A 20,200-nucleotide genomic window follows, 5' to 3' on the forward strand; every position below is an offset into this window, starting at 1 on the left:
GGCACTCTCGACGCGGAGGCGATTAGGTCGCTTTCTCGTTTGGCTTTTCCGCGCCGGCTGGCGGGACGGGGGCAGGAGTTGCTTCCCCTTTTTTCGGCGATTCGACGTCTTGCTTCTCCGCGCCGGGCCGCGACTTGTCCGCGTTCGTAGGGGCCGGTTGCGACCCCGTGGCCCCGTTTTCCGAAGAGACGGATTCAGCCGCCGTGCCGAGCGTCGGCATCGTCACGCGGTCCGGCCGAATCTGCATTCGGGAGCGAACTTGCTGAATGGCCCCCACGACCACCCATTCCTCCGCCTTCAATCCCGAATCAATCACCCGCAGGCCATTCTCTTGCAACGCGCCGGTCTCGACGCGCCGCTGCTCGATCGTGTTGTTCGGACCGACGATGAAAGCGTATTTCAATCCCTGATCCGATCCCAAGGCACGATCGATCACCAACAGCGCCGGATGCGGTTTGCCGATTGGCAGCCGAACTCGCACAAACATGCCGGGCGAGAGGAGCCGAGTGCCGTTTATCGGCTTGGGATTGGCGACCTCGCCCCGCACCATGATGCTGCCGGTCCCTGAGTTGACCTGGTTGTTGACGAAATTGATTGTTCCTTGCTCGGGAAACCCTTCCTCCCCTTCCAGGCCGATGAACACGGGGATTTCTCCCTGCCGGTAGCGCTGAATTCGACCTTCGTTCACCGCGCGTCGGATGCGCAGCAACGTGCTCTCGTCCATGTCGAAATAGACGTACATCGGATCGGTCGAGACCACCGTGGTCAATTGAGTCTGATCCTGATTGACCAGGTTGCCCGGCGTCAAATAATAGCGGCTCACCTGTCCATCAATCGGAGAGGCCACCTTGCAATAGCCGAGATTGATCCGGTAGACCTCGAGGCTCGCCTTGGCGGCTTGGACCGAGGCAATCGCCTCTTCTTCGGCCGCCTGGTAGCGGTCGAGGTCTTGCTTGCTGATCGCCCCCGGAGTTCGTGAGAGTTCCTTGGCCCGCGCATTGTCGGCTTTGGCTTCCTTCACTCGGGCCTCGTTCAGCAACACCTGCCCTTCGGCTTGATCGTATTGGGCTTGATACGGCTTGGGATCAATCTCGAACAGCACATCCCCGCGGTTGATTTCAGCCCCCTCCTTGAACGGCGTGCTGACCAGGTAGCCGGTGACGCGGGGAATGATGTTAACCGATTCCTTGGCCTCGGTGCGCCCCGTGAAGTCCACGAAGTCGGTCACCTGCTGCGCCACGGGCTGGCTGACGGGAATGGCAGGCGCCTGGGCAGTGGCCACGTCAGTCTGTTTCGGAGCGCATCCGTTCCACGGTCCCGCCGCAATCAGAATCAGACCGACGTCGAGCAACAGGCATCGCTTCATGGTCAACTCGACATAGCCAGCGCAACCTGCCTGTCGCCCTGTTTCCTCGTTCCCGTTGCCCGCTCCATTATCGTGGCTGTTTTGCTGTCAGAATCTTATAGCGCTAACCTTCGATTGCAAGTCGTCGACGACAATCCCTATCGTCCCGTTGATAATGGCTTGTCTTCCGCGGGATGGCCAAAATGCCCGCGACCTTTGCAGACCGGTCGGTTCGGTGCTAATTTCGCTGATGGCGGATATTCTGCAAATGGAGCAAACCCATGTGTAATCTTTGGGGCGGCCTTCGACTCGGATTGGTGTTGCTCGCATTATTAGCAGCGGCATCTGCCGGCGCGTCGCTTAAAGCCGGCGAGCCGGCGCTGGCGCGGTTTGAATTCAGCGAGGTCCACATGGCGGTGGATTTCCAAGTCACGCTCTACGCCCCGGACGAACCGGCCGCCAAACGGGCTGCCGCGGCCGCTTTCGCTCGCATCAAGCAGCTCGATGAGATGATGAGCGACTACCTGCCGCAAAGCGAGTTGAGCCGCTTGAGCGACACGGCCCCGTCGCCCAAACCCGTTCCCGTGAGCGATGATTTGTGGCGGGTGCTCACGCGCGCCAAGGCAATTTCAGAGCAAACCGGCGGTGCCTTCGATTGCACGGTCGGGCCGCTGGTGAAGCTCTGGCGCCGAGCGCGGCGGACCGGAGAGCTGCCCTCGACCGAGGCCATCACCGCGGCGCGCGAGGCGGTCGGCTATGGGTTTCTCGAGCTGGACTCGGAGCAACACGCGGTTCGGCTGCTCAAGCCGAAAATGCGGCTCGATCTGGGGGGAATTGCCAAGGGGTACGCCTCCGACGCGGCGCTGTCCGTATTGAGAGAACAAGGCATCATGCGGGCTCTTGTGGCTGGCAGCGGCGACATCGCAGTGGGCGACCCGCCGCCGGGGCGGAATGGATGGCGGATTGGAATCGCCCCCCTCGAACTGAAGGGTTCGCCCAGCCGCTACGTGCTGCTGGCCAACGCGGCGGTCTCTACCTCGGGCGATTCGATGCAGCACGTGGTGATCGGCGGCAAACAGTTTTCGCACGTCATCGATCCCGCGACGGGACGGGCGCTAACCGATCATTGTTCCGTGACGGTCATTGCCGCCGATTGCACGACGACCGATGGCCTTTCGACCGGAGTGAGCGTCATGGGACCGACGGCCGGCTTGGTACTCGTCGAAAGACTGCCCGGCGTTGCGGCGTATATCATGCGCCGGCCGGAAGGAACGTTAGAGACATTCCAATCGACCCATTTTCGGCGATTCGACGATGACCGGGGCGGGCAATCGGAGAATGCAGTTAAGTAAGCCGACCGTCGAAAACGGTCAGACCTGCAGTGAATACGGCCGACATGGCGCGGTCCGCGCCGACGCTAGCAGTGTCGGCAACGACCTTTCCCTCGCCGCTCATACTCCGCCGCTGGCTTGCGATCTGCTATTTGACGGCTCAGGTTCAACAGGTAACATCCGGCCCACTCGGAACGGGCGGTAATGGGGCGCGCAGGGCGCCGGCAACGATTCACCGATGTGGAGGGACAGCGATCATGGGATTCTTCGTTTGGATTCGGGAGGGAGTCCGACGGGCAGTGCTGATGGGGTTCTCCGACGCCGTCACTCAAATCGGCGAACGGCACGAAGGAGAAGATTTGGGTCTGCACCTGGCTGCTAGCTTGCGGCAGGGCATATCCGTCGAGACAGAAGGCAAGACCGGGGCGGCAACGATTGCCCCGCCGGCCGGCCGGAAACGGCTCGGCAAATCGCTCGAGCAGATCCGCAACGAGAGCGCCTGAGTGACGGGTGCCATGGCCACTGCCCTGAGTGGCCATGCGCCAACACAGTCCGTGCCCACGCCGAGCCGTGGGCATGGCACCCAAAGCCGATCGCAGCGGCGCGGCATGAATGCCTCGGCTAGTTACTCCGGCTTTCCAATTCTTCGCTTCGTACTTCGAACTTCGTACTTTGTACTTCTACTTTTTCGTTGAGGATCAGCGGCAAATCGACGGCGATCGTGGTCCCTTTCCCCGGCGCGCTGTCGACGACGGCGGTCGTCCCGAACAGCCGCGCCCGCTGGCGGATGCCTTGCAGCCCGAACCGCTCGCGGCTGACTTTGGTCGGATCAAAGCCGCGGCCCCAGTCGCGGATCACCAGTCGGAGCGTGCTGCCGTTTTCATAGATTTCGATCCGCGCCCGGCGGCTGCCGCTGTGTTTGCGGATATTGCTGAGCGCCTCTTGGACGACCCGGAAGATGGCGCTTTCCAGCGGGGGCACCAATCGATCAAATGTCGCTCGATGGACGAACTCGATCTCGGGCACTTCGCCGCGAGCTTCGTTGATCAGGTATTCCACGGCGGCAATCACCCCGAGTTCGTCGAGCACGGGAGGCCGCAAACCGCTGATCAGCCGCCGCGCTTCATTGACCGCCTCGCGGAGCAACCGCGCTCCGCGATCGAATTCCGTCTCGCGGAGACCGTCATCCTCAGCGTGCTTGGAGGCTTCGAGGTGCATGAGCGCGCCGGTCATCTCCTGAACCATTCCGTCGTGGATCTCGTAGGCGACGAGCTGCCGGTCGCGCTCGTGCAAGTCCAGCAGACGCCGCAAGAAATCCTGCTCCCGGAGCAAGGCGGCATCAGCCCGCTTGCGATCGGAGATATCGCGGGTGATGACGATCAGTGAATCGATCTTTCCGTCGCGCTCGATCGGGCCAAACCGGCTGGCGTACCAGGCGATGTTGCCGTCGGGGGCAATGAGCGACGATTCCAATTGAGCCGGCTTTCCCGTCTGGACGACCGAGTCGATCGTTTGCCGGACACGTCGGCGGTCTTCTTCGTTGGTCGTGAAATCGAAGACGCTGGCGCCCACCACGTCCTTCATTTCGTATTGCGGCCCGACGCGATTGAGGAACCGGATCGCGCCGCTTCGGTCGATCACGAGGATGAAATCGGGCGCGTGCTCGACCAGCCCGCGCCACTTTTCCTCGCTGGCCTGCAGCGCATCGGCGGTCCGCCGCGATTCGGTCACGTCGCGCAGCGAGCCAGCCATCCGCACCATCTCTCCGGCTTCGCTCCAGATCCCCAAGCCACGAGCGCTGAACCACCGATATTCGCCCGATTTCGTCAGCAACCGATACTCGACGTCGTAGGGCACGCGATGTTCGACATGCTCGGCGACGGCCTTCATAATCCGTTCTCGGTCGTCGGGATGAAGCCGCGACATCCAGCTTCCCAGAACGTTCGGAAACTCTTCGTCGCGAAATCCGAGCAGTTCCTTCGTTCGCGGGGAGTACCAGACCGGCGTCTCGGGCGAGTACCAAGGAACGCCGGGGAGAACCAGGGCGTCCCACAGACCTTCGTTCGCCCCGCGGACCGCCAGGTCGAATCGCTCGTTGCCGCGGCGCAGGGCTTCTTCCATTTGCTCGCGGTTACGAAACTCGGCGATCTTTCGCTTGGCCGCCGCAATGCGGACGTCGCACCATTGCCAGTCGAGGGGCAGCGAAAAGCAATCGTCGGCGCCCGCATCGAGAACGGCCCGTGCGGCCGCGGGTCCGCTCCGATCGGTCACGACCCAGATCACCCGCAAATGGCCGTTGCCTTCAGTGCGCACGCGGCGGCAGAGTTCTAGGCCGTCCGGATCCGCCTTGCGGCTCTCAATCACGAAAAGTGACGGGCGCTGTTCCAGAACGACGTTCCAGGCGGCCGCCACGTCGGAACAGGGCACGACCTTAAAGCCCCACTTGACGAGATGGGTCTCCCATTCCGCTTGGAGCGCGACATCCGCGGTTTCAACGAGGGCTTTCACGGGGTTTTTCCATAACGTCGGGGGGTACAATCTAATCCGATAGCGGTTAGCATATCAAGGATTCGATCATGCGACCGGTCGGCGCTCGCGCGCTGTTGACGCCGCGGCCGGTCGCCGGAACCAAACGCCGCAATTCGCAGGCGGCCCTCCTGTATTCTAGTTCACCGACCACTCAGTTTGCGAACCCTTGGAGTGCGGCATGAGCATCAGAATCTTGGTTATCGACGACCATGAGGTTGTCCGCACAGGTTTGAAAAGTCTCTTGCAAGGGACCGACCTCAAGATCGTCGGCGAAGGGGCCACCGGAGAATCGGTCTTGCGGCTGACGAAAAAGCATAATCCGAACGTCGTCCTGATGGACATCCGGATGCCGGATGGCGACGGGCTCGTAGCGCTAGGGCGGATCAGATTGGATCATCCGACCTTGCCCGTGCTGATTTGGTCGGCTTTCGACAACCCGACGTATGTCGCGCGCGCCGTGGCGCTGGGCGCCAATGGATACGTGTCGAAGTCGGCCAGCAAAGACAAACTCGTCCAAGCGATTCGAACTGCCGCGGCGGGTGAGACAACGTGGACGCGCGAGGAGCTGCGCCGCGTGACCGGCGCCTTGGCGACCCCGCGGCTTTCCGCAGACGTCGAGGTCCCCCTCACGCAGCGCGAGAATGAGGTGCTGCGCCAATTGACCCTCGGAGCGACCAACAAGGCAATCGCACAAGCCCTGCACATCAGCTACGAGACCGTCAAGGAGCACGTGCAACATATTCTACGGAAGATCGGCGTCACGGACCGAACCCAGGCGGCGGTTTGGGCGGTTCGGAAGAAACTAGTCTGAATGCCGAATGCCGAATCGAGCATTCTTTATCTGGTTCTTTTTTTTGGCGGCGTCATATGGGCGGACCTTGCGAACCCCAGGCTGCGATCGGCCGCCTTGGGGGAGACCTTGAGCTTTACCGGGAGTTGGTGCGGAGCTTCCTCAACGACTCTGCCGGGTTGCTCCCTCGACTGCGCGCTGCCATCTCCGCAGGCGACGCTGACGCCCTCCACAAAGCGGCACATGGTTTGAAGGGAGTTGCAGCGACGTGCGGCGCAGTGGGCGTTGCCGAAGTTGCCGCCAGCCTGGAAGCGTCGGCCGTTGACCGCAACTTGAGCGTTATCGGCGAACTGAATGAACGACTGCATGCCGAGTTGGCCGGCGCGGCAAACCTGCTCGCGGTCTACTACTGGTAGTCGCGGCCGCCGCGTTCCGCCGCCCCGGCGATGGCCAATCTGAGTGGGTCTGGGCCACCTCGCGCGTGCTCTGAGAGATGGCCGATCAAGCTGGTCAACCGGCGGGCAGCATGGACGCCAACTGCCAGTATTTGTTTCCGAATCGCGAATCGGCCGATCGAAAAACAACTGGAGGCCAGCCAATCGTAGCACGCCACCGCTGCGATCGGAAAAGTCGGCAGAAGGTGGTCGGTTGGAGGAGGGCTGGGCCGGATCATGGCGGCGCCAATACTGCGACACTCGCGGCCAAAACGGGACCATCCGTCATCGTGCGGCGAATTCTAAGGTTCATTTCCCAGAGTCGGCACGATTTCTGCTCGTGGTTTCCGCAGCCGATCAGGCTGGTCGTTCCCCCCCATAGGCGCGGTGATCAATGGCAATTGGGCTGCAAGCACGGCAAAGGGAGTGGAAATCATGTTGAGGATGAGTCATCGCCGTTCTGGTTCCAAAAACCCTGCGGCCGCCGTAAGCGGAATCGCTGAGACCATTTGTGAAAGCGGCCGCGACCTTCGCGACAGCTTGCAGCAGATGGGATGCAAGGCCAAGAACATGGCACAGGTCGGCTGGGAGACCGCCCGCGGTACGGCCTCCGATTTCGTCGAGAAAGGGTGCCACAAAGCGATGGAGGTGAGCGAATCCTTGGAAACTCGAATTCGCACCCGTCCCTTGCGAGCAATTCTATCCGCCGCTGGGATTGGCTTCCTCGCGGGAATGCTCTTGAAACGCCGTCGCCCGTAAGGAACGACCGCCGCACGCAATGGACTCGAATTTTGCCATGAAATCGAACGAATACGGCCGCGATGGAGGATGTGGCCCGGCAAATCGAACGTTGCGGGTCTTATTTGTCGAGGACACTCCGGCCGGTCAGTTGGTAGGGCTGAGGCTCTTTCAAGCCCAGGGGTATCGAGTCTTTTTGGCGGCCAACGGGCGCGAAGCCGTCGAAATCTTTGATCGCGAGCCGGTCGATCTGGTCGTCATGGACCTTCACATGCCGGTCATGGACGGCTGGCAGGCCGTCCGCGAGATCCGTCGCCGCGAGAGCGAACGCCCAGTCCCCATCGTGGCGGTTAGCGCGTATTCGAACCCGACCGATCCGGAATGGTTCCACGCGGCCGGCATCAATGCCTTTGTCGCCAAACCCATCGACAAAGCGCGGCTCCTGCAGACGATCGCGCAACTTTGCTGGAAAGAAGAATCGCCCCGCGCGTCGGAATAGGCCGGATCGTCAACCCACGGGTTCGAGAGATCGCGGCAGCTTGGCCGGCTGCTGATCGGCGAGGTTGACCACCTGATCGATGCGAATGCCTAGAGTGCGAATCTTGTTGCGCAAGCTGCCCCGTGTAATACCCAGTATCTTGGCGGCCGTCGATTGATTGGCCCCCGTATGTCGCAGGACGCGGGTGAGCACGATCCGCTCGACGTATGCCGACACTTCGGCATACAGGTCGGTCGATCGGGCCTGCATCCTCTCGTCGACGAAATCCTCGAGGGCCGCGATTTCCCCCGGTCGCGATTCCATCTCGCCATTGGTTTCCCCGGCGGCCGATCGCACCGCGGGTGGCAAGAACCCCGGTAGAAGCACCGATCCAATCGCCTGAAGCAGCGCCTGCTTAAGCACGCTTTGAAACTCCCGCACATTGCCCGGCCAACGATAGCGCATCATCATTTCCAGGGCTTCAGGCGATACCTCGCAAACGTCCTTTCCAAGTTCGCGGCTGAAGCGGTGCAGAAAATGCTCCAACAGCACGGCGACGTCCTCGGTTCGCCCGCGGAGCGGCGGCAGTTTGATGCTGAAGCCGTTCAAACGGTAATAGAGATCGGGACGAAACTCACCTTTGCCGACCAACTCTTCCAGGTCCCGATTGGTGGCGGCGATGATCCGCACGTCGGTTTCAATCGTTTCATTGCCTCCCACCCGCTCGAACCGTTGCTCCTGCAGCACGCGCAGCACCTTGCTCTGCACGAGCGGGGTCATATCCCCGACTTCATCGAGAAACAGCGTTCCGCCGGAGCACTGCTCGAACTTCCCGATCCGCTTCGAATCGGCGCCGGTGAACGAGCCCTTTTCGTGACCGAACAATTCACTTTCCAACAGCGCTTCGGGAATCGCCGCGCAATTGACGGCCAGAAACCGTCCTGCCGATCGGGGGCTGTGCTGATAGATGGCCCGAGCGACTAATTCCTTTCCCGTGCCGCTTTCGCCATGAATCAACACCGTGACGTTTTGCGGCGCGACGCGGCCAATCGCCTTATACACCTCTTGCATCGCGGGGCAGCGGCCGATCAGGGCATCGCCGAGCTCGTCGGACTCGGATTCCTCGGCCATCGATACCGGCACGTGCATGAACCGGCGAATCTCGAACGCACGAGCGACCAACTCGCGCACTTTGGGAAAATCCAGCGGCTTCAGCAGATAGTCGAAGGCCCCCAGCTTCATCGCTTCGATCGCTGTGTCGCTCGCCCCGCCGGCCGTGATGAAAATCACCGGAATTTTCGGATCGAGTTGGTGCAGCTTCTCGAACATCGTCAGCCCAGACATGTCGGGCAGCACGATATCGAGAATCACCGTGTCGGGCCGATGCCGCTTGACCATTTCCAGCCCTTCCGCGCCCAACTCGGCCGTGAAGACCGTTGTGTCGGTGTCTTGAAAGACGCGGCGGAAAATCTGCAAGACCATCGCATCGTCGTCAATGACCAAGAGGGAAGGCATGGAAGGCTCCTTCATAGAAATCCGTGGCCCCAATTCTCATTGCCTTGCGGCGCGACTCGAACTCAATGATATACGGCGGAAACCACCAACGACTCGCCAGATTTGACCAAAGCGCCTTGCTCAACCAGGCTTTAGGCCTCCGCCGGGACGACGTGGACAGCCATGGCGACCGGCGATCGGGGCCAAAAAAAACACCCCTTCGCGAACTATGGCGAAAGGGTGCGGAAGCGTGCTGGACCTCTACCCATATCTAATTTAGAGAATCCTCAACGGGTTGTCAAACATTTGAGCCTCTGATGCCGAGAAATCGCTCCTTACCGGCGGCCAGAGTGTTTCCACCATCAAAGCCGACAGCACGCGAATTCAGTCCAGTCACATCGCTGTCGATCCCGAAAGTCTTGCGGAGTTCGGCTACATTCTCACGCCCCTTGCAGGCGCAAGCCGCTGGCCGACGCCGAAGCAAGCTGATCAGCGATTCACGCGCCCTTGGCTGACTGGCTAGCCGTTCTCAACCAAGGTCGCGTCCGCGATGGCGAGAGATCGTCGCCCTTGCACATAGCTCACACGCGTAACGCCGAGCATCCGCTTCAGCTTGTCGGCCGCAACGTCTTTGATCGGGCCGGGAGATTCCGCCTTGCCCGGTTCCGGTTGCGGAAAGGCGGTGGAGCGGGCTGAATGGAAGGTGATGTTGCCTTCGACCTTTTGCAGAATTTGATGGATGTGGCCGTTGAGGACGGTGACCGAGCCGAAACGCTTGAGGAGTGCGAGCGCCTGGGCGCTGTCCTCGGTGCCCCAGCCCCATTTCGGATAGACGGTCCAGAGCGGCACGTGCGCGAATACGACGATCGGCGTGCTGTCGGCCAACCCGGCCAAATCCTGCTTGAGCCAATCAATTTGGTCGGCGCCAAGCACGCCCAGCCCGCCAGCCTTGAGGTTCATCACGTTGACGAGACCAGCGAAATGCACTCCCCGGTAATCGAAGCTAAGCCAACCGTTGCCGCGAGTTCCCTTGCCGTAGCGCTCGAGATAGAGCTTGGCATCGTCGGTGAACACGTCGTGCTCACCCGGAACGTAAAACGCTCCGCCCACCTTCGCACGGCTGACAATTTGGGCGCAGGTATCGAATTCGGCCGGTTTGGCCAGATGGGTAAGGTCGCCTGTGTGCAGGAGCAGGGCGGGGGGTTCAGCGGCCGAGTTGATTTGCGCGACGGCGCGATCGAGCGTTCCGGCGACATCCTGGTTTGGCGCCTTCTTGAATCCGATATGGCTGTCGCTGATCTGCACGAATGTGAAATCGGCCTGCCCCGCCCCGCGGGGCTCATCGCCGAAGACGCGCGATGACAGCACGCCGCCGCTCACGCTCCAAATCAATCCCGTGCCGGCCCAAGCCATGCATTCGAGAAACCCGCGGCGATCGACACCGTCGTCCGATTGATTCACGGAAGTTGGAGAGGCTTCGCTACGATCGATATTGGAGCGGCAAGTCATGGATTTACCTTCGGTTTGGATGAGTGGTGGATTTGCAATTGACCAACAACGATTTACTGCAAGCTTTGTTTAACCCGGAGCCAACGTCGGCGGCGGGCCGTTCGCGAGATTCCGCTCTCGCCGTTGGCTCCGGTTTAAACAAACGTAACTACGTAACAACCGGGAACCGTGGCTTTCTGCCGATCTGGACCGGCGCCGCGCCGCAAAAATTCCCGCCCAGGTGAAACTTTTTCGCCGCGGGAATAAAATGGGATAGGTGGCGGTCTGTTTGTTGGGAGTCCTGCGGCTGTGGAGAATCCGTTTGCCTGTTGATGACGCCGATCTGCAATTCGAGATGAAGGTGCTCCCGCACCTCGACGCCGCATACAATTTGTCGCGCTGGTTGACGCGCAACGACCATGATGCGGAGGACGTCGTGCAAGAGGCGTGTCTCCGCGCGATTCGGTTCATTGCGACGCATCGCGGCGAGAACAGCCGCGGCTGGCTGCTGGCGATCGTGCGAAACACTTGTTGCACATGGCTGCAAAAGAATCGGCCGAGCGAATTGAACCGTACCCTGCCGGTAGACCAGACGAACGAACCGCCGAGCGGCGAGTTGGACCCGCCGGCGATGGCAATCCGAAAGGCTGATCGGGAAATGGTCCAACGGGCGGTCGAGGAATTGCCGATCGAGTACCGCGAGGTGATCGTGCTCCGCGAATTGGATGGAATGTCGTACAAAGAAGTGGCCGAGATCGTCGGCGTGCCGTTGGGGACCGTCATGTCGCGGCTCTCCCGGGCGCGAAAGCGGTTGGAACAATCGCTCGGCCAACGTTTGGAGAAAGAGGCTGACCGTGGAATGTGAAGAAACCCGCAACCTGATCCATGCCTATCTCGACGGCGAATTAGACCTCGTGCACTCGCTGGAGATCGATCGGCATTTGGAGAGTTGCCAGGCCTGCGCCGACTTGGCCCAGCGGACCGAAGCGGTGCGGACCGCTGTCCAAAGCCACGCGCCGCGGTTCGCCGCGCCTGCGGAACTCATCGAGCGGCTCCGCGATTTGTCGAGTGATGCGCCGAGCCCAGTACGCGTCGAGCGTCGCGCGCGCCCATATCGCTGGGAGGCGCTCGCGTCGGCAGCCGTCGTGATTGCGGTGATGGCCGTGGGCTGGAGTCTGATGCATGCCGCCCCGGGTGAGTCCGCCACGGACCGCATGGCGATGGAGCTTTACTCCAACCACATTCGCTCGCTGATGCCGGAGGGGGAGCATTTAATGGACGTGGCCTCGACCGATAAGCACACGGTCAAGCCTTGGTTCGCCGGGAAGATCGATTTCTCGCCGCGAGTCGAGGATTTGAAGGAAGAAGGATTTCCGTTGACTGGGGGCCGTTTGGATTTGCTCGACGGCCGGCCCGTCGCGGCGTTGGTCTACAAGCATGGCCCGGAGGCGAGTCCGCACATCATCAATCTCTTCATTCAGCCGCTGGCCGACGTTCCAGCGGCTGCCGATGAACCGAGAACCGATAGTTACCAGGGCTATCGGCTCATCTCGTGGCGCGACTCGGCGATGCGATACTGGGCTGTCTCCGATCTGAATCGCGAGGAGCTGGACCAGTTCGTCGGCCTGCTAAAGCAGCGGGCTGCCGATGATAAGGCCGCAAGATAACGATCATTTCGCCAGCGACGTTCGTAGGGATTGGGCAACTGCGCTCCGGCGTGCTACTATGGCAAGAGTGCCTTCCGAGCGCCCACGATTGCCCCTGGAGCCGCGACTTGCGGTTGTAATCCACCCATGCACGTTCGTTCCGCGTTGATCGCCGTCATCGGCCTGTCGATCGTGACCGGCTGTGCAAAGCCCGACCCGCTTGAAGAGGCTGCCACCAACTATAAGCAAGGTTTGCTACGGTTGGAGCACCAGCATCCGGATCAATCGATCCAGTATTTTACGATCGCGATCCGCCTGAATCCCAACTTCGTCGCCGCCTACAACGACCGCGGCCGCGCCCACCAGTATTTGAAGGACTACCCGGAAGCTACAGCCGATTTCAACCGCGCCATCGAACTCGACCCGCATCTTGCCGATGCCCACTGCAATCGCGGTTTCAATCGACAAGCTGCCGGCGATTTGGACGGCGCGCTGGCGGACTATAACGCTGCCATCGCGACCGACGCCCGTCTGCCCGAGCCTTTCAATCGCCGCGGGCTGATCCATTATCAGCGCAAGGAATTGAAGGAAGCAGTCTCCGATTTCGACAACGCCATCGAATTGAAACCTGGCGAGGCAACTTTCTATTACAACCGCGGGCTGGCAAGACGCGACAACGGAGACAACAGCGGAGCGCTAAACGACTTCGGCAAAGCCATCGAGCTGGACGAAAAATTCGCCGCCGCTTACAACGCTCGCGGGATGATCCTCATGGAGCGCGACAAGGTCGCGGACGCCATCGTCGATTTCAACAAGGCCGTCGCCGCCGATCCGCAGTATGCCGAGGCATACGCCAATCGCGGCTCCGCCCGCAAGGCGGAAGGCGGCGACCCCAAGCGAGCAATGGAAGACTACGATAAGGCCATCTCCGTCGATCCACAATTCGCTCCCGCGTATTCGCGGCGTGGCGAGGCACGGCTCGCCGCCGGAGACCCGCGCGGCGCGGTGGTCGATTACAATAAGGCGATCAGTCTGAACGGCCATCTGGCGGAGGCGCACAACGGCCGCGGGTTGGCGCTGCTGGCGACAAAGGACTTCGCCGCCGCGATCAGCAGTTTCGATAAGGCCGTGGAAATTGATCCGAACTTTGTCGATGCCTATTCGAATCGCGCGCTGGCGAAGCATCTGACGGGCGATTTCACCGGCGCGATCGGGGATTATTCTCAGGCGATCGAGATCAACCCGAAATTGGCCAAGATCTATCACAATCGGGGAGTCGCCTATCGCACACGGGCCGACGAGCGGCACATGCAGGCGGAACATCGGCGGCCCAGCGATCCGCAAGGGGCCGAGGAAGAGGACAAGGCGGCCAAGGAGCAATTGAAGCTGGCCATTGCCGATTTCGACAAGGCGATCGAATTGGATCCTCACATTCCAGAAGTTTTCGATCACCGCGGATTGGCCCGCCGCGCGCTCGGCGATCTGGACGGCGCGATCAAGGACTTCGATCAGGTGATCGAGCTGCGGCCGGACGCTCCGACCGCCTACAACAATCGCGCTTTGACGCGAGAAGACAAGGGAGATCTGCTCGGCGCGCTGGCCGATTTGAACCACTCGATCGAAATCAATCGCAACGAAGCGGCAGCTTATGCCAATCGCGGCTTGATCCGCTTGCAGTTAATGCAAGGAGTCGAAGCGCAACAGGATTTCGAGGCCTGCCTGCAATTGCAGCCCTCGCTCAAGCCGAAATTGGACTTTCTCATTGACAGGGTGAAAAAAGTCCAAGACCGAGCGAAATCGTCGGCGGCCGACGCGAAATGACCGCCGGTGAAAAGACAGACGCGCAGCTCGCCGGCGCAAAGACAAGGGGCGGAGAAGAATCTCCGCCCCCGATGGGTATGCTTGTTCGACCCGAGAGGCCGCTTGAGACCAAGCGGGTTCAGGCGGGGGCCACGGAAGCGGCACGCGGACCTTTTCCCTTCGGTCCCGAGCCTTGTTCCACGGAATACTCGACTTGCTGCCCTTCTTCCAGATTGTCGAACTGCTGGTCGGCCACCGCCGAATGATGGAAGAACACATCGCTCCCATCGCCGGTGGCAATAAAACCGAATCCCTTGTCGTGAACCAACTTCTTGATCGTACCTAACGCCATACTAGACGCTCCTCACGCACGCTGACTAAGTTTCCTCGAGACCGATGTGTGCGCGACCGATCCCGACCACCGCTCACGTGTCTGCCCGGAAGGAAGCCCGCCGCGCTCTTACACGTACGACGGCGTTGCCAGAGGCACTCCCTCCAGCGACACCGGCTGACCTACCGCCCCGGCACTCCCAACGGACCAAACCATCCTTGGCCGGACGAGGCTGTCAGACCGCCGACGTTCAGCCGCTAAGGGTATGTAAACCGCCGGCCTGAATCAAGCGGTCTTTGGCCCCCGGAGCCCTGTTTTTCCAAGTTTCTTTGGGCCATTGTGCGAGAAGCGTTAGGATTCTCCGCAGAGGGGCGGACGCAGTGGAAGAGGCAACGAGGCCTGCCGCCTCGCCGAATCGTACTGCCTGCCCTAGAATTAGGCCACTCGTCCCTCCTCGGGCCGCTGAATGAATAACGCCAGAAACATCGTCTGCCTGGTCGTCGATCGGCTTCACAGTGGCTTTGTCGGCGCGTATGGGAACACCTGGATTTCCACCTCCGAAATGAATCGGCTGGCGGCCGAGGCGTTGCTCTTCGATCGGGCAGTGATTGATTCGCCGCGGCTGGCCGACTTGTATCGGGCGTATTGGCTGGGCTTGCACGCCCTGGCCGATCCAGCGGTGTTTGCTGAACGGCAGCATGGTCATGATTTGCCGCGGCGGCTTAATGCGGAGGGGTACTCCACGGCGCTAGTGAGCGATGATCCGCTCGTCAGCCGGCACCCATTGGCGGCCGGTTTTAGCGAGCGCGATGAACTTGATTCGTCGCCGCGGCAAGACGTGGCGGAATCGATCGAGGAAACGCAACTGGCCGGTTTCTTCGCGTCGGCTGCCGAGCGGCTCTCTGCAATGCTAGAGCCATTTTGCCTTTGGCTGCACACGGGTTCGCTTGGCCGAGTTTGGGAGGCCCCGCTGGAATTTCGCAACCAATACGCCGACGAAGACGACCCAACGCCGCCTGTGTCGGCCAATGTTCCCTGCCGGCATTTGCCTGCCGGAGCGGACCCCGACGAATTGCTGGGGATCGTGCATTCCTATGCCGGGCAGGTCTCGCTCTTAGACCTGTGCATTGGCTCGCTGCTCGAGGCCTTGGCGGAACACCCCTTCGCCGAGAACACGTTATTGGTATTGCTGTCGGCGCGCGGGTTTCCGTTGGGCGAGCATGGCCGATTGGGACCGGTGGATGAGGCCCTGTATGGCGAGCTGACGCAAATCCCGTGGTTCATCCGCTTTCCCGACGGCACAGGGCAATGCGAGCGCACGCAGGCCCTTGTACAACCGGCCGACCTATACGCGACGCTCGCCGAATGGTGTGGATTGCCGCGAAATGATCGTGAAAATTTTGCCGCGGGCCGCTCGTTGCTGCCGCTAGCGACCGGCGCGAGCGACAGGGTGCGCGACCGGGCGTGCGCTATCGCCTTGCCAAACGAGCGTGCGATCGTCACGCCGGCTTGGCACATGCGGATCTTCGGGGACCAGGGGCTAGAGGCCAGAGGCCAGGAAATCGAGGCACCGGACAGAGGAGATGGCGGTAACAAAGGGCTAGACGAGCGGGAAGGCGGCTGCGAGCTGTTTGTGAAGCCGGACGATCGGTTTGAAGTGAACGAAGTGGCTGACCGCTGCCCTGACTGCATCGCGGAACTGCGGACGGCCTTTGACCAGTTTCACCATTCGTGCCAGTCTGTCGAATCAGCCGATCCCCCGCCGTTGACGGAAAAACTGTCGTGCGGACTTGAATGACGCCGTCGGTTTCCGGGCTATCGTGGCTGCCAGCAGGTCACTATAATCCCGCTCCCATTTTGGGCATTTTCTCGATCAATCCACCGCTGGGCCAACGATGGTCGGACAGGGAAGTCCGAGCACGGGACGGCGGTTTGCGCCTGGTTTCGGCTTGTTGGTCGGAGGGCTTTTCCGGCCATGGCTCGCCGCGCTCGTGGCGCTAACCGCACAGGTGCTTGCCGCCGCGGAACCGACGATGCAACTGCGCGTCAGTTGGGGCGGCGGCGCGGAACGGCAATGGCACGGGAGCATCTCGATCGACAAAGGAACGCTCGCGCTGGTGCGTCCGCTTGCGATCGTTGCGGATTCGCCGGGTTCGATCTGGGCTGCGAGCGACACGGAGATTGAAATCCGCGAAAAGAGCATTCGCGACTACGATGGAGCGGACGTCGAAATCACGGCCCCCAGCGATGCGCGAATCACCGTTAGCCTCGCTGCGGACGCCGAGTCGCGGGCGGTGACAGATGAAATCCCGCTGTCGGACCTGTCCGCCAAGCTGCACCGTCACAAACTCGACGAGGACGACAACCAGTTGCTTATCCGTCGCGGATCGGGCGACATGCTCCGAGTGGCCACGGACCACGACCCGTTGATCTTCACGCCCGGCGAACTTTGGAAGCTCGACGTGAAGCCGCGTCTTTTGCCGGTCGCCGCGGGAACGACCGTTTATCTCAAGAGTCGATTGCTGGCCGGTCGCGCAACGACCGAATTCTGGTCTGAAGAACATACTATCAAAACCACGGCGACCGACGCCAATCCGTCCGTCGTGCCGCTCGACGTGAAATTGCCCGAGACCGAAGGAGTGTACGACCTGGTGATCGAGGCGAGCGAGCGGGGACCATTGCGATGGCCGAAGCCGATCGCCGAGCGGCGCGTGCAGGTGATCGTCGTTGGGAATCGGCCCAGCGTCGGTTCGAGTAATTCAGCCGGCTGGACGCAGGTGCTCGAGATCGATCCGGCCAATCCGCATTGGTACGACCGTTTCAAATCGCTGCGGCTCTCCTCTCTGATTACCGCGCCGCTCGGCAAGGAGACGGGACCGACCTGGCAAGGGCCGATCGGCAGCGGCAATTCGCAGATCGTCCAACATCCGCTGGGCCGCGTCGTACAGCTTGCCGCCGCCGGCAAGGGAAGCGATGCCAGTTGGGAAGCGTATCCGTTGGCGATCGCAAAGCCCAGCACGCCGCACATCCTCGAAGTCGATTACCCCAGCGACGTCGAACAAACGCTGGGGGTCAGCATTATCGAGCCGAATGCCGCCGGCGCGGTGGCGCCGATCGAACTGGACTCGGGCTTTTACGCGTCGCGTGCTGCGGTCGGCGGCCAGCCGAGTTGGCTCAAGCACCGGTTGCTGTTTTGGCCGCGCACTTCGTCCCCGGTCGTGTTGCTCACCAATCGCCGCGATGGAGCGCGAGCCGTCTACGGAAAGCTGCGGCTCATGTCCGGCCCACAACACCTCAAGCCCGCGTTTCAGGGGGACGATCCTGGGGAGAGGTTGCTGGCCGGCTACCTCGACCGACCGCTTTTCTCGGCGAACTTCTCGGCCAGTGAGTCGCTCGACGCCTTCACGGGCCACAGCCTTACCGACTGGCAGACTTTCTACGAAGGCGGCGCCCGGCTAGTCGAGTATCTCAACTCCACTGGCCAAAATGGTCTGATGATGGCGGTGTTGGCCGGAGGAAGCACGATCTATCCGAGCAAGCTTTTGGAACCGACGCCGCGATTCGATACGGGCATCTTCTTCGACCTCGGCCAGGACCCTGTGCGGAAGGACGTGCTCGAGTTGTTGCTGCGCCTCTTCGATCGCGAGCGATTGAAATTCATTCCGATGCTGCAATTCTCCACTCCGTTGCCGGAGCTTGAAGCGGCGATTCGGGAAGGAGGTCCCAATAGCGTCGGCTTGGAATGGGTTGGCCGCGACGGGACGGCATGGACCGATGCCAACGATTCACAGCACGCGATGGCCCCCTATTACAACGTGCTCGATCCGCGCGTGCAGGACGCGATGCTCAAAGTTGTTCATGAGTTGGTCACACGTTATGGCGGGCATCCGTCGCTTGCCGGACTGGCGATCGAGTTGTCGGCCGATGGCTTCGCTCAGTTGCCAGGTGAAGCCTGGGGTCTCGACGACCGCACGATCGCCCGGTTTGCACAAGAAGCTCACCTCTCGGTTCCCGGGCAAGGGCGCGGAAGGTTCGCCGAGCGGGATGCGTTTGTGACGGGCGCGGGACGGCGGGCATGGCTCCTCTGGCGCAGCGAAGTGCTGGCCGACTTCCATCGCCGCTTGCAACGCGAATTGGCGGCCGTCCGGCCCGATGCTCGGCTGTATCTGGCCCCCACCAACATGTTGAATTCTCGCGAGTTAGAGCGTGATTTGCGCCCCGGTCTTCCGTCGCACGGCCGGATTGACGAAGCTCTGCTGGCCGTGGGGATTCGTCCGGAGTCGTATCAGAACGAAAAAGGGATCGTATTGCTTCGACAGCAACGGATTTCTGCGCCGGGATCCCTCGCGACTCAAGCGGTCGACATCGAAACCAATCGTTCGAGCGACTGGGACGCGGCAATTCACGCTCAGTCATCTGCCGGCAGTCTTTTCTACCACGAGCCGCAACGCTTGCGCTTGGCATCGTTCGACGCCAAGAGCCCGTTCGGCAAGGACAAAACCTACACGCTGCTTGTTTCGCAGCTCTCGCCATCACAAGAAGACAACCGCCGGCGGTTTGTTCATAGCCTGGCGGCGCTCGATAGCGACGCCATGTTTGATGGCGGATGGTTGCTGCCGCTCGGACAGGAACCGGCGCTTAAGGATTTCATCGCGGGCTATCGGCGGCTGCCGGCGGAACGCTTCGAAACGGTGGCCGACTCGATCGAGCCAATCACGTTGCGCACGCTCCACGCCGGAGGGCGAACCTATGCCTATGTCGTCAACGACTCTCCCTGGCCGGTGCGAGTCGCCGTGCAGGTAGACGGACCGCCGGGCGCTCGACCGGAAGAACTCGGCGGCCAGCATTCATCCCAATTGAAGGGATCGACCTGGACGATCGATCTGGCGGCCTACGATTTAGACGTGGTGCGTTTTGGGACGGAGGAGGTGAAGCTCTCCTCGCCGCAAGTCGATTTCAGCGACGACGCGAAATCGATGTTGGCGACCAACATCCGGGACCTGCACAATCGTCGGGCCGTCCTGGAGTCGCCTCCGCCCTTGTCGCTATTGAGCAACCCTGGCTTCGAGTTGCCGGCACGCGGCAATCAGATTCCGGGTTGGACGTGGTCGGCAACAGCAGGTGATCGGGCAAGTCTTGATTCCGAAGCCCCGCACGACGGCAAGCAATCGTTGCACTTACAGAGCGGCGGAGGGGTCGTTTCGGTTCGGAGCGAGCCATTCGTCACACCGCAAACCGGGCGATTGGCCGTTTCGATTTGGCTCAAAGTGGCGAATCCGGCCGAGCAGCCGCCTCTGACGCTGGTGCTCGAAGGAACTCCGGATGGCCGGCCGTTTCGCCGAACCGCTCGGCTTGGGCAGGACGATCCCCGCTTCGCGCAGCGCGTGGTGCCGATCCCCGGACAATGGAAGCAATTCATTTTCGAGATCGACGATCTGCAACCGGACGCCCCCGCGCAGCTTCAGTTCGGCATCGATTTACTTGGATCCGGGGAGGTTTGGCTCGACGACGTGCAGTTGTTCGACCTGGTGTTCAATGACACCGAAAAAACTCAGCTCAGCACGATCATCGCGCGGGCCGACTTTCAACTCAATTCTGGCCGCCTCGGCGACTGCCTCTACGAATTGGAAGGCTATTGGCCCCGGCTTCTTAACGCACAAGTCCCGCTCGGGCCGGCGCCGGCAGTTGCCAATCCGCTCGCCCCACCGGCGCCGAACCAAGCCGCCAAACCGGGCGTTCTCGATAGAATCAAAGACGCCTGGAAGTTCTAGCGCCGCGGCGCATCTTGCAGCGGAA

16 protein-coding genes are annotated in these 20,200 nt (G+C 61.3%); 11 read left to right on the forward strand and 5 right to left on the reverse strand.

The window, feature by feature from the left end; genetic code table 11:
- Positions 1–22 precede the first annotated feature (22 nt).
- The gene (locus VGY55_10395) at positions 23–1,366 is read right to left on the reverse strand and encodes an efflux RND transporter periplasmic adaptor subunit (GenBank protein ID HEV2970389.1); all 1,344 of its coding nucleotides are present in this window, start codon (positions 1,364–1,366) and stop codon (positions 23–25) included.
- Positions 1,367–1,626: 260 nt separating this feature from the next.
- On the opposite strand from VGY55_10395, the gene VGY55_10400 reads away from it, so the two are divergent.
- Both VGY55_10400 and VGY55_10405 read left to right on the forward strand, forming a co-directional pair.
- Entirely contained in the window at positions 1,627–2,697 is a 1,071-nt protein-coding gene (locus tag VGY55_10400; protein HEV2970390.1) for an FAD:protein FMN transferase, read from the forward strand.
- Between the two features lie 236 nt (positions 2,698–2,933).
- Positions 2,934–3,179, forward strand: a complete 246-nt coding sequence (locus VGY55_10405; GenBank protein ID HEV2970391.1) for a hypothetical protein — start codon at positions 2,934–2,936, stop codon at positions 3,177–3,179.
- A gap of 118 nt (positions 3,180–3,297) precedes the next feature.
- Here VGY55_10405 and VGY55_10410 read toward each other — a convergent pair whose 3' ends face one another.
- Positions 3,298–5,184 (reverse strand): PAS domain-containing protein, encoded by a 1,887-nt coding sequence (locus VGY55_10410; protein ID HEV2970392.1) that lies wholly within the window; start codon positions 5,182–5,184, stop codon positions 3,298–3,300.
- A gap of 199 nt (positions 5,185–5,383) precedes the next feature.
- Here VGY55_10410 and VGY55_10415 point away from each other — a divergent pair, with 199 nt between their 5' ends.
- From VGY55_10415 to VGY55_10430, 4 genes are all read left to right on the forward strand, one after another.
- Complete coding sequence (locus tag VGY55_10415) at positions 5,384–6,016, forward strand: response regulator transcription factor (GenBank protein HEV2970393.1); 633 nt, start codon at positions 5,384–5,386, stop codon at positions 6,014–6,016.
- Positions 6,017–6,072: 56 nt separating this feature from the next.
- Positions 6,073–6,411, forward strand: a complete 339-nt coding sequence (locus VGY55_10420) for an Hpt domain-containing protein (GenBank protein HEV2970394.1) — start codon at positions 6,073–6,075, stop codon at positions 6,409–6,411.
- A gap of 453 nt (positions 6,412–6,864) precedes the next feature.
- Positions 6,865–7,188, forward strand: a complete 324-nt coding sequence (locus VGY55_10425; GenBank protein HEV2970395.1) for a DUF883 C-terminal domain-containing protein — start codon at positions 6,865–6,867, stop codon at positions 7,186–7,188.
- Between the two features lie 37 nt (positions 7,189–7,225).
- Positions 7,226–7,666, forward strand: coding sequence for a response regulator (locus VGY55_10430; protein HEV2970396.1), 441 nt, complete (start codon positions 7,226–7,228; stop codon positions 7,664–7,666).
- 9 nt (positions 7,667–7,675) lie between these two features.
- On the opposite strand, the gene VGY55_10435 is transcribed toward VGY55_10430, so the two are convergent.
- Together VGY55_10435 and VGY55_10440 are read right to left on the reverse strand one after the other, a co-directional pair.
- Positions 7,676–9,160: a sigma-54 dependent transcriptional regulator gene (locus VGY55_10435; GenBank protein HEV2970397.1), complete on the reverse strand. Its 1,485-nt coding sequence runs from the start codon at positions 9,158–9,160 to the stop codon at positions 7,676–7,678.
- A 498-nt stretch (positions 9,161–9,658) separates the two neighbouring features.
- On the reverse strand, positions 9,659–10,648 hold the full coding sequence (locus tag VGY55_10440) for a metallophosphoesterase (protein ID HEV2970398.1): 990 nt from the start codon (positions 10,646–10,648) through the stop codon (positions 9,659–9,661).
- Between the two features lie 301 nt (positions 10,649–10,949).
- Between VGY55_10440 and VGY55_10445 the strand changes: the two genes are divergently transcribed.
- The 3 genes from VGY55_10445 (at position 10,950) to VGY55_10455 (ending at position 14,094) form a co-directional block, all read left to right on the forward strand.
- A complete protein-coding gene (locus VGY55_10445; protein HEV2970399.1) occupies positions 10,950–11,492 on the forward strand; it encodes a sigma-70 family RNA polymerase sigma factor in 543 nt (180 codons plus the stop codon).
- Entirely contained in the window at positions 11,482–12,294 is an 813-nt protein-coding gene (locus VGY55_10450; GenBank protein HEV2970400.1) for an anti-sigma factor, read from the forward strand. Before VGY55_10445 ends, VGY55_10450 begins: the two co-directional genes overlap by 11 nt.
- 126 nt (positions 12,295–12,420) lie before the next feature.
- Complete coding sequence (locus VGY55_10455; GenBank protein HEV2970401.1) at positions 12,421–14,094, forward strand: tetratricopeptide repeat protein; 1,674 nt, start codon at positions 12,421–12,423, stop codon at positions 14,092–14,094.
- 118 nt (positions 14,095–14,212) lie between these two features.
- Here the strand turns inward: VGY55_10455 and VGY55_10460 are convergent, their stop codons facing one another.
- A complete protein-coding gene (locus tag VGY55_10460) occupies positions 14,213–14,425 on the reverse strand; it encodes a cold shock domain-containing protein (GenBank protein ID HEV2970402.1) in 213 nt (70 codons plus the stop codon).
- Between the two features lie 445 nt (positions 14,426–14,870).
- Between VGY55_10460 and VGY55_10465 the strand changes: the two genes are divergently transcribed.
- Positions 14,871–16,202 (forward strand): sulfatase-like hydrolase/transferase, encoded by a 1,332-nt coding sequence (locus VGY55_10465; protein ID HEV2970403.1) that lies wholly within the window; start codon positions 14,871–14,873, stop codon positions 16,200–16,202.
- A 97-nt stretch (positions 16,203–16,299) separates the two neighbouring features.
- Positions 16,300–20,175, forward strand: a complete 3,876-nt coding sequence (locus VGY55_10470) for a family 10 glycosylhydrolase (GenBank protein ID HEV2970404.1) — start codon at positions 16,300–16,302, stop codon at positions 20,173–20,175.
- Positions 20,176–20,200: the final 25 nt, after the last annotated feature.

The sequence above is a fragment of the Pirellulales bacterium genome, assembly GCA_035939775.1.
Classification (GTDB): Bacteria; Planctomycetota; Planctomycetia; order Pirellulales; family DATAWG01; genus DASZFO01.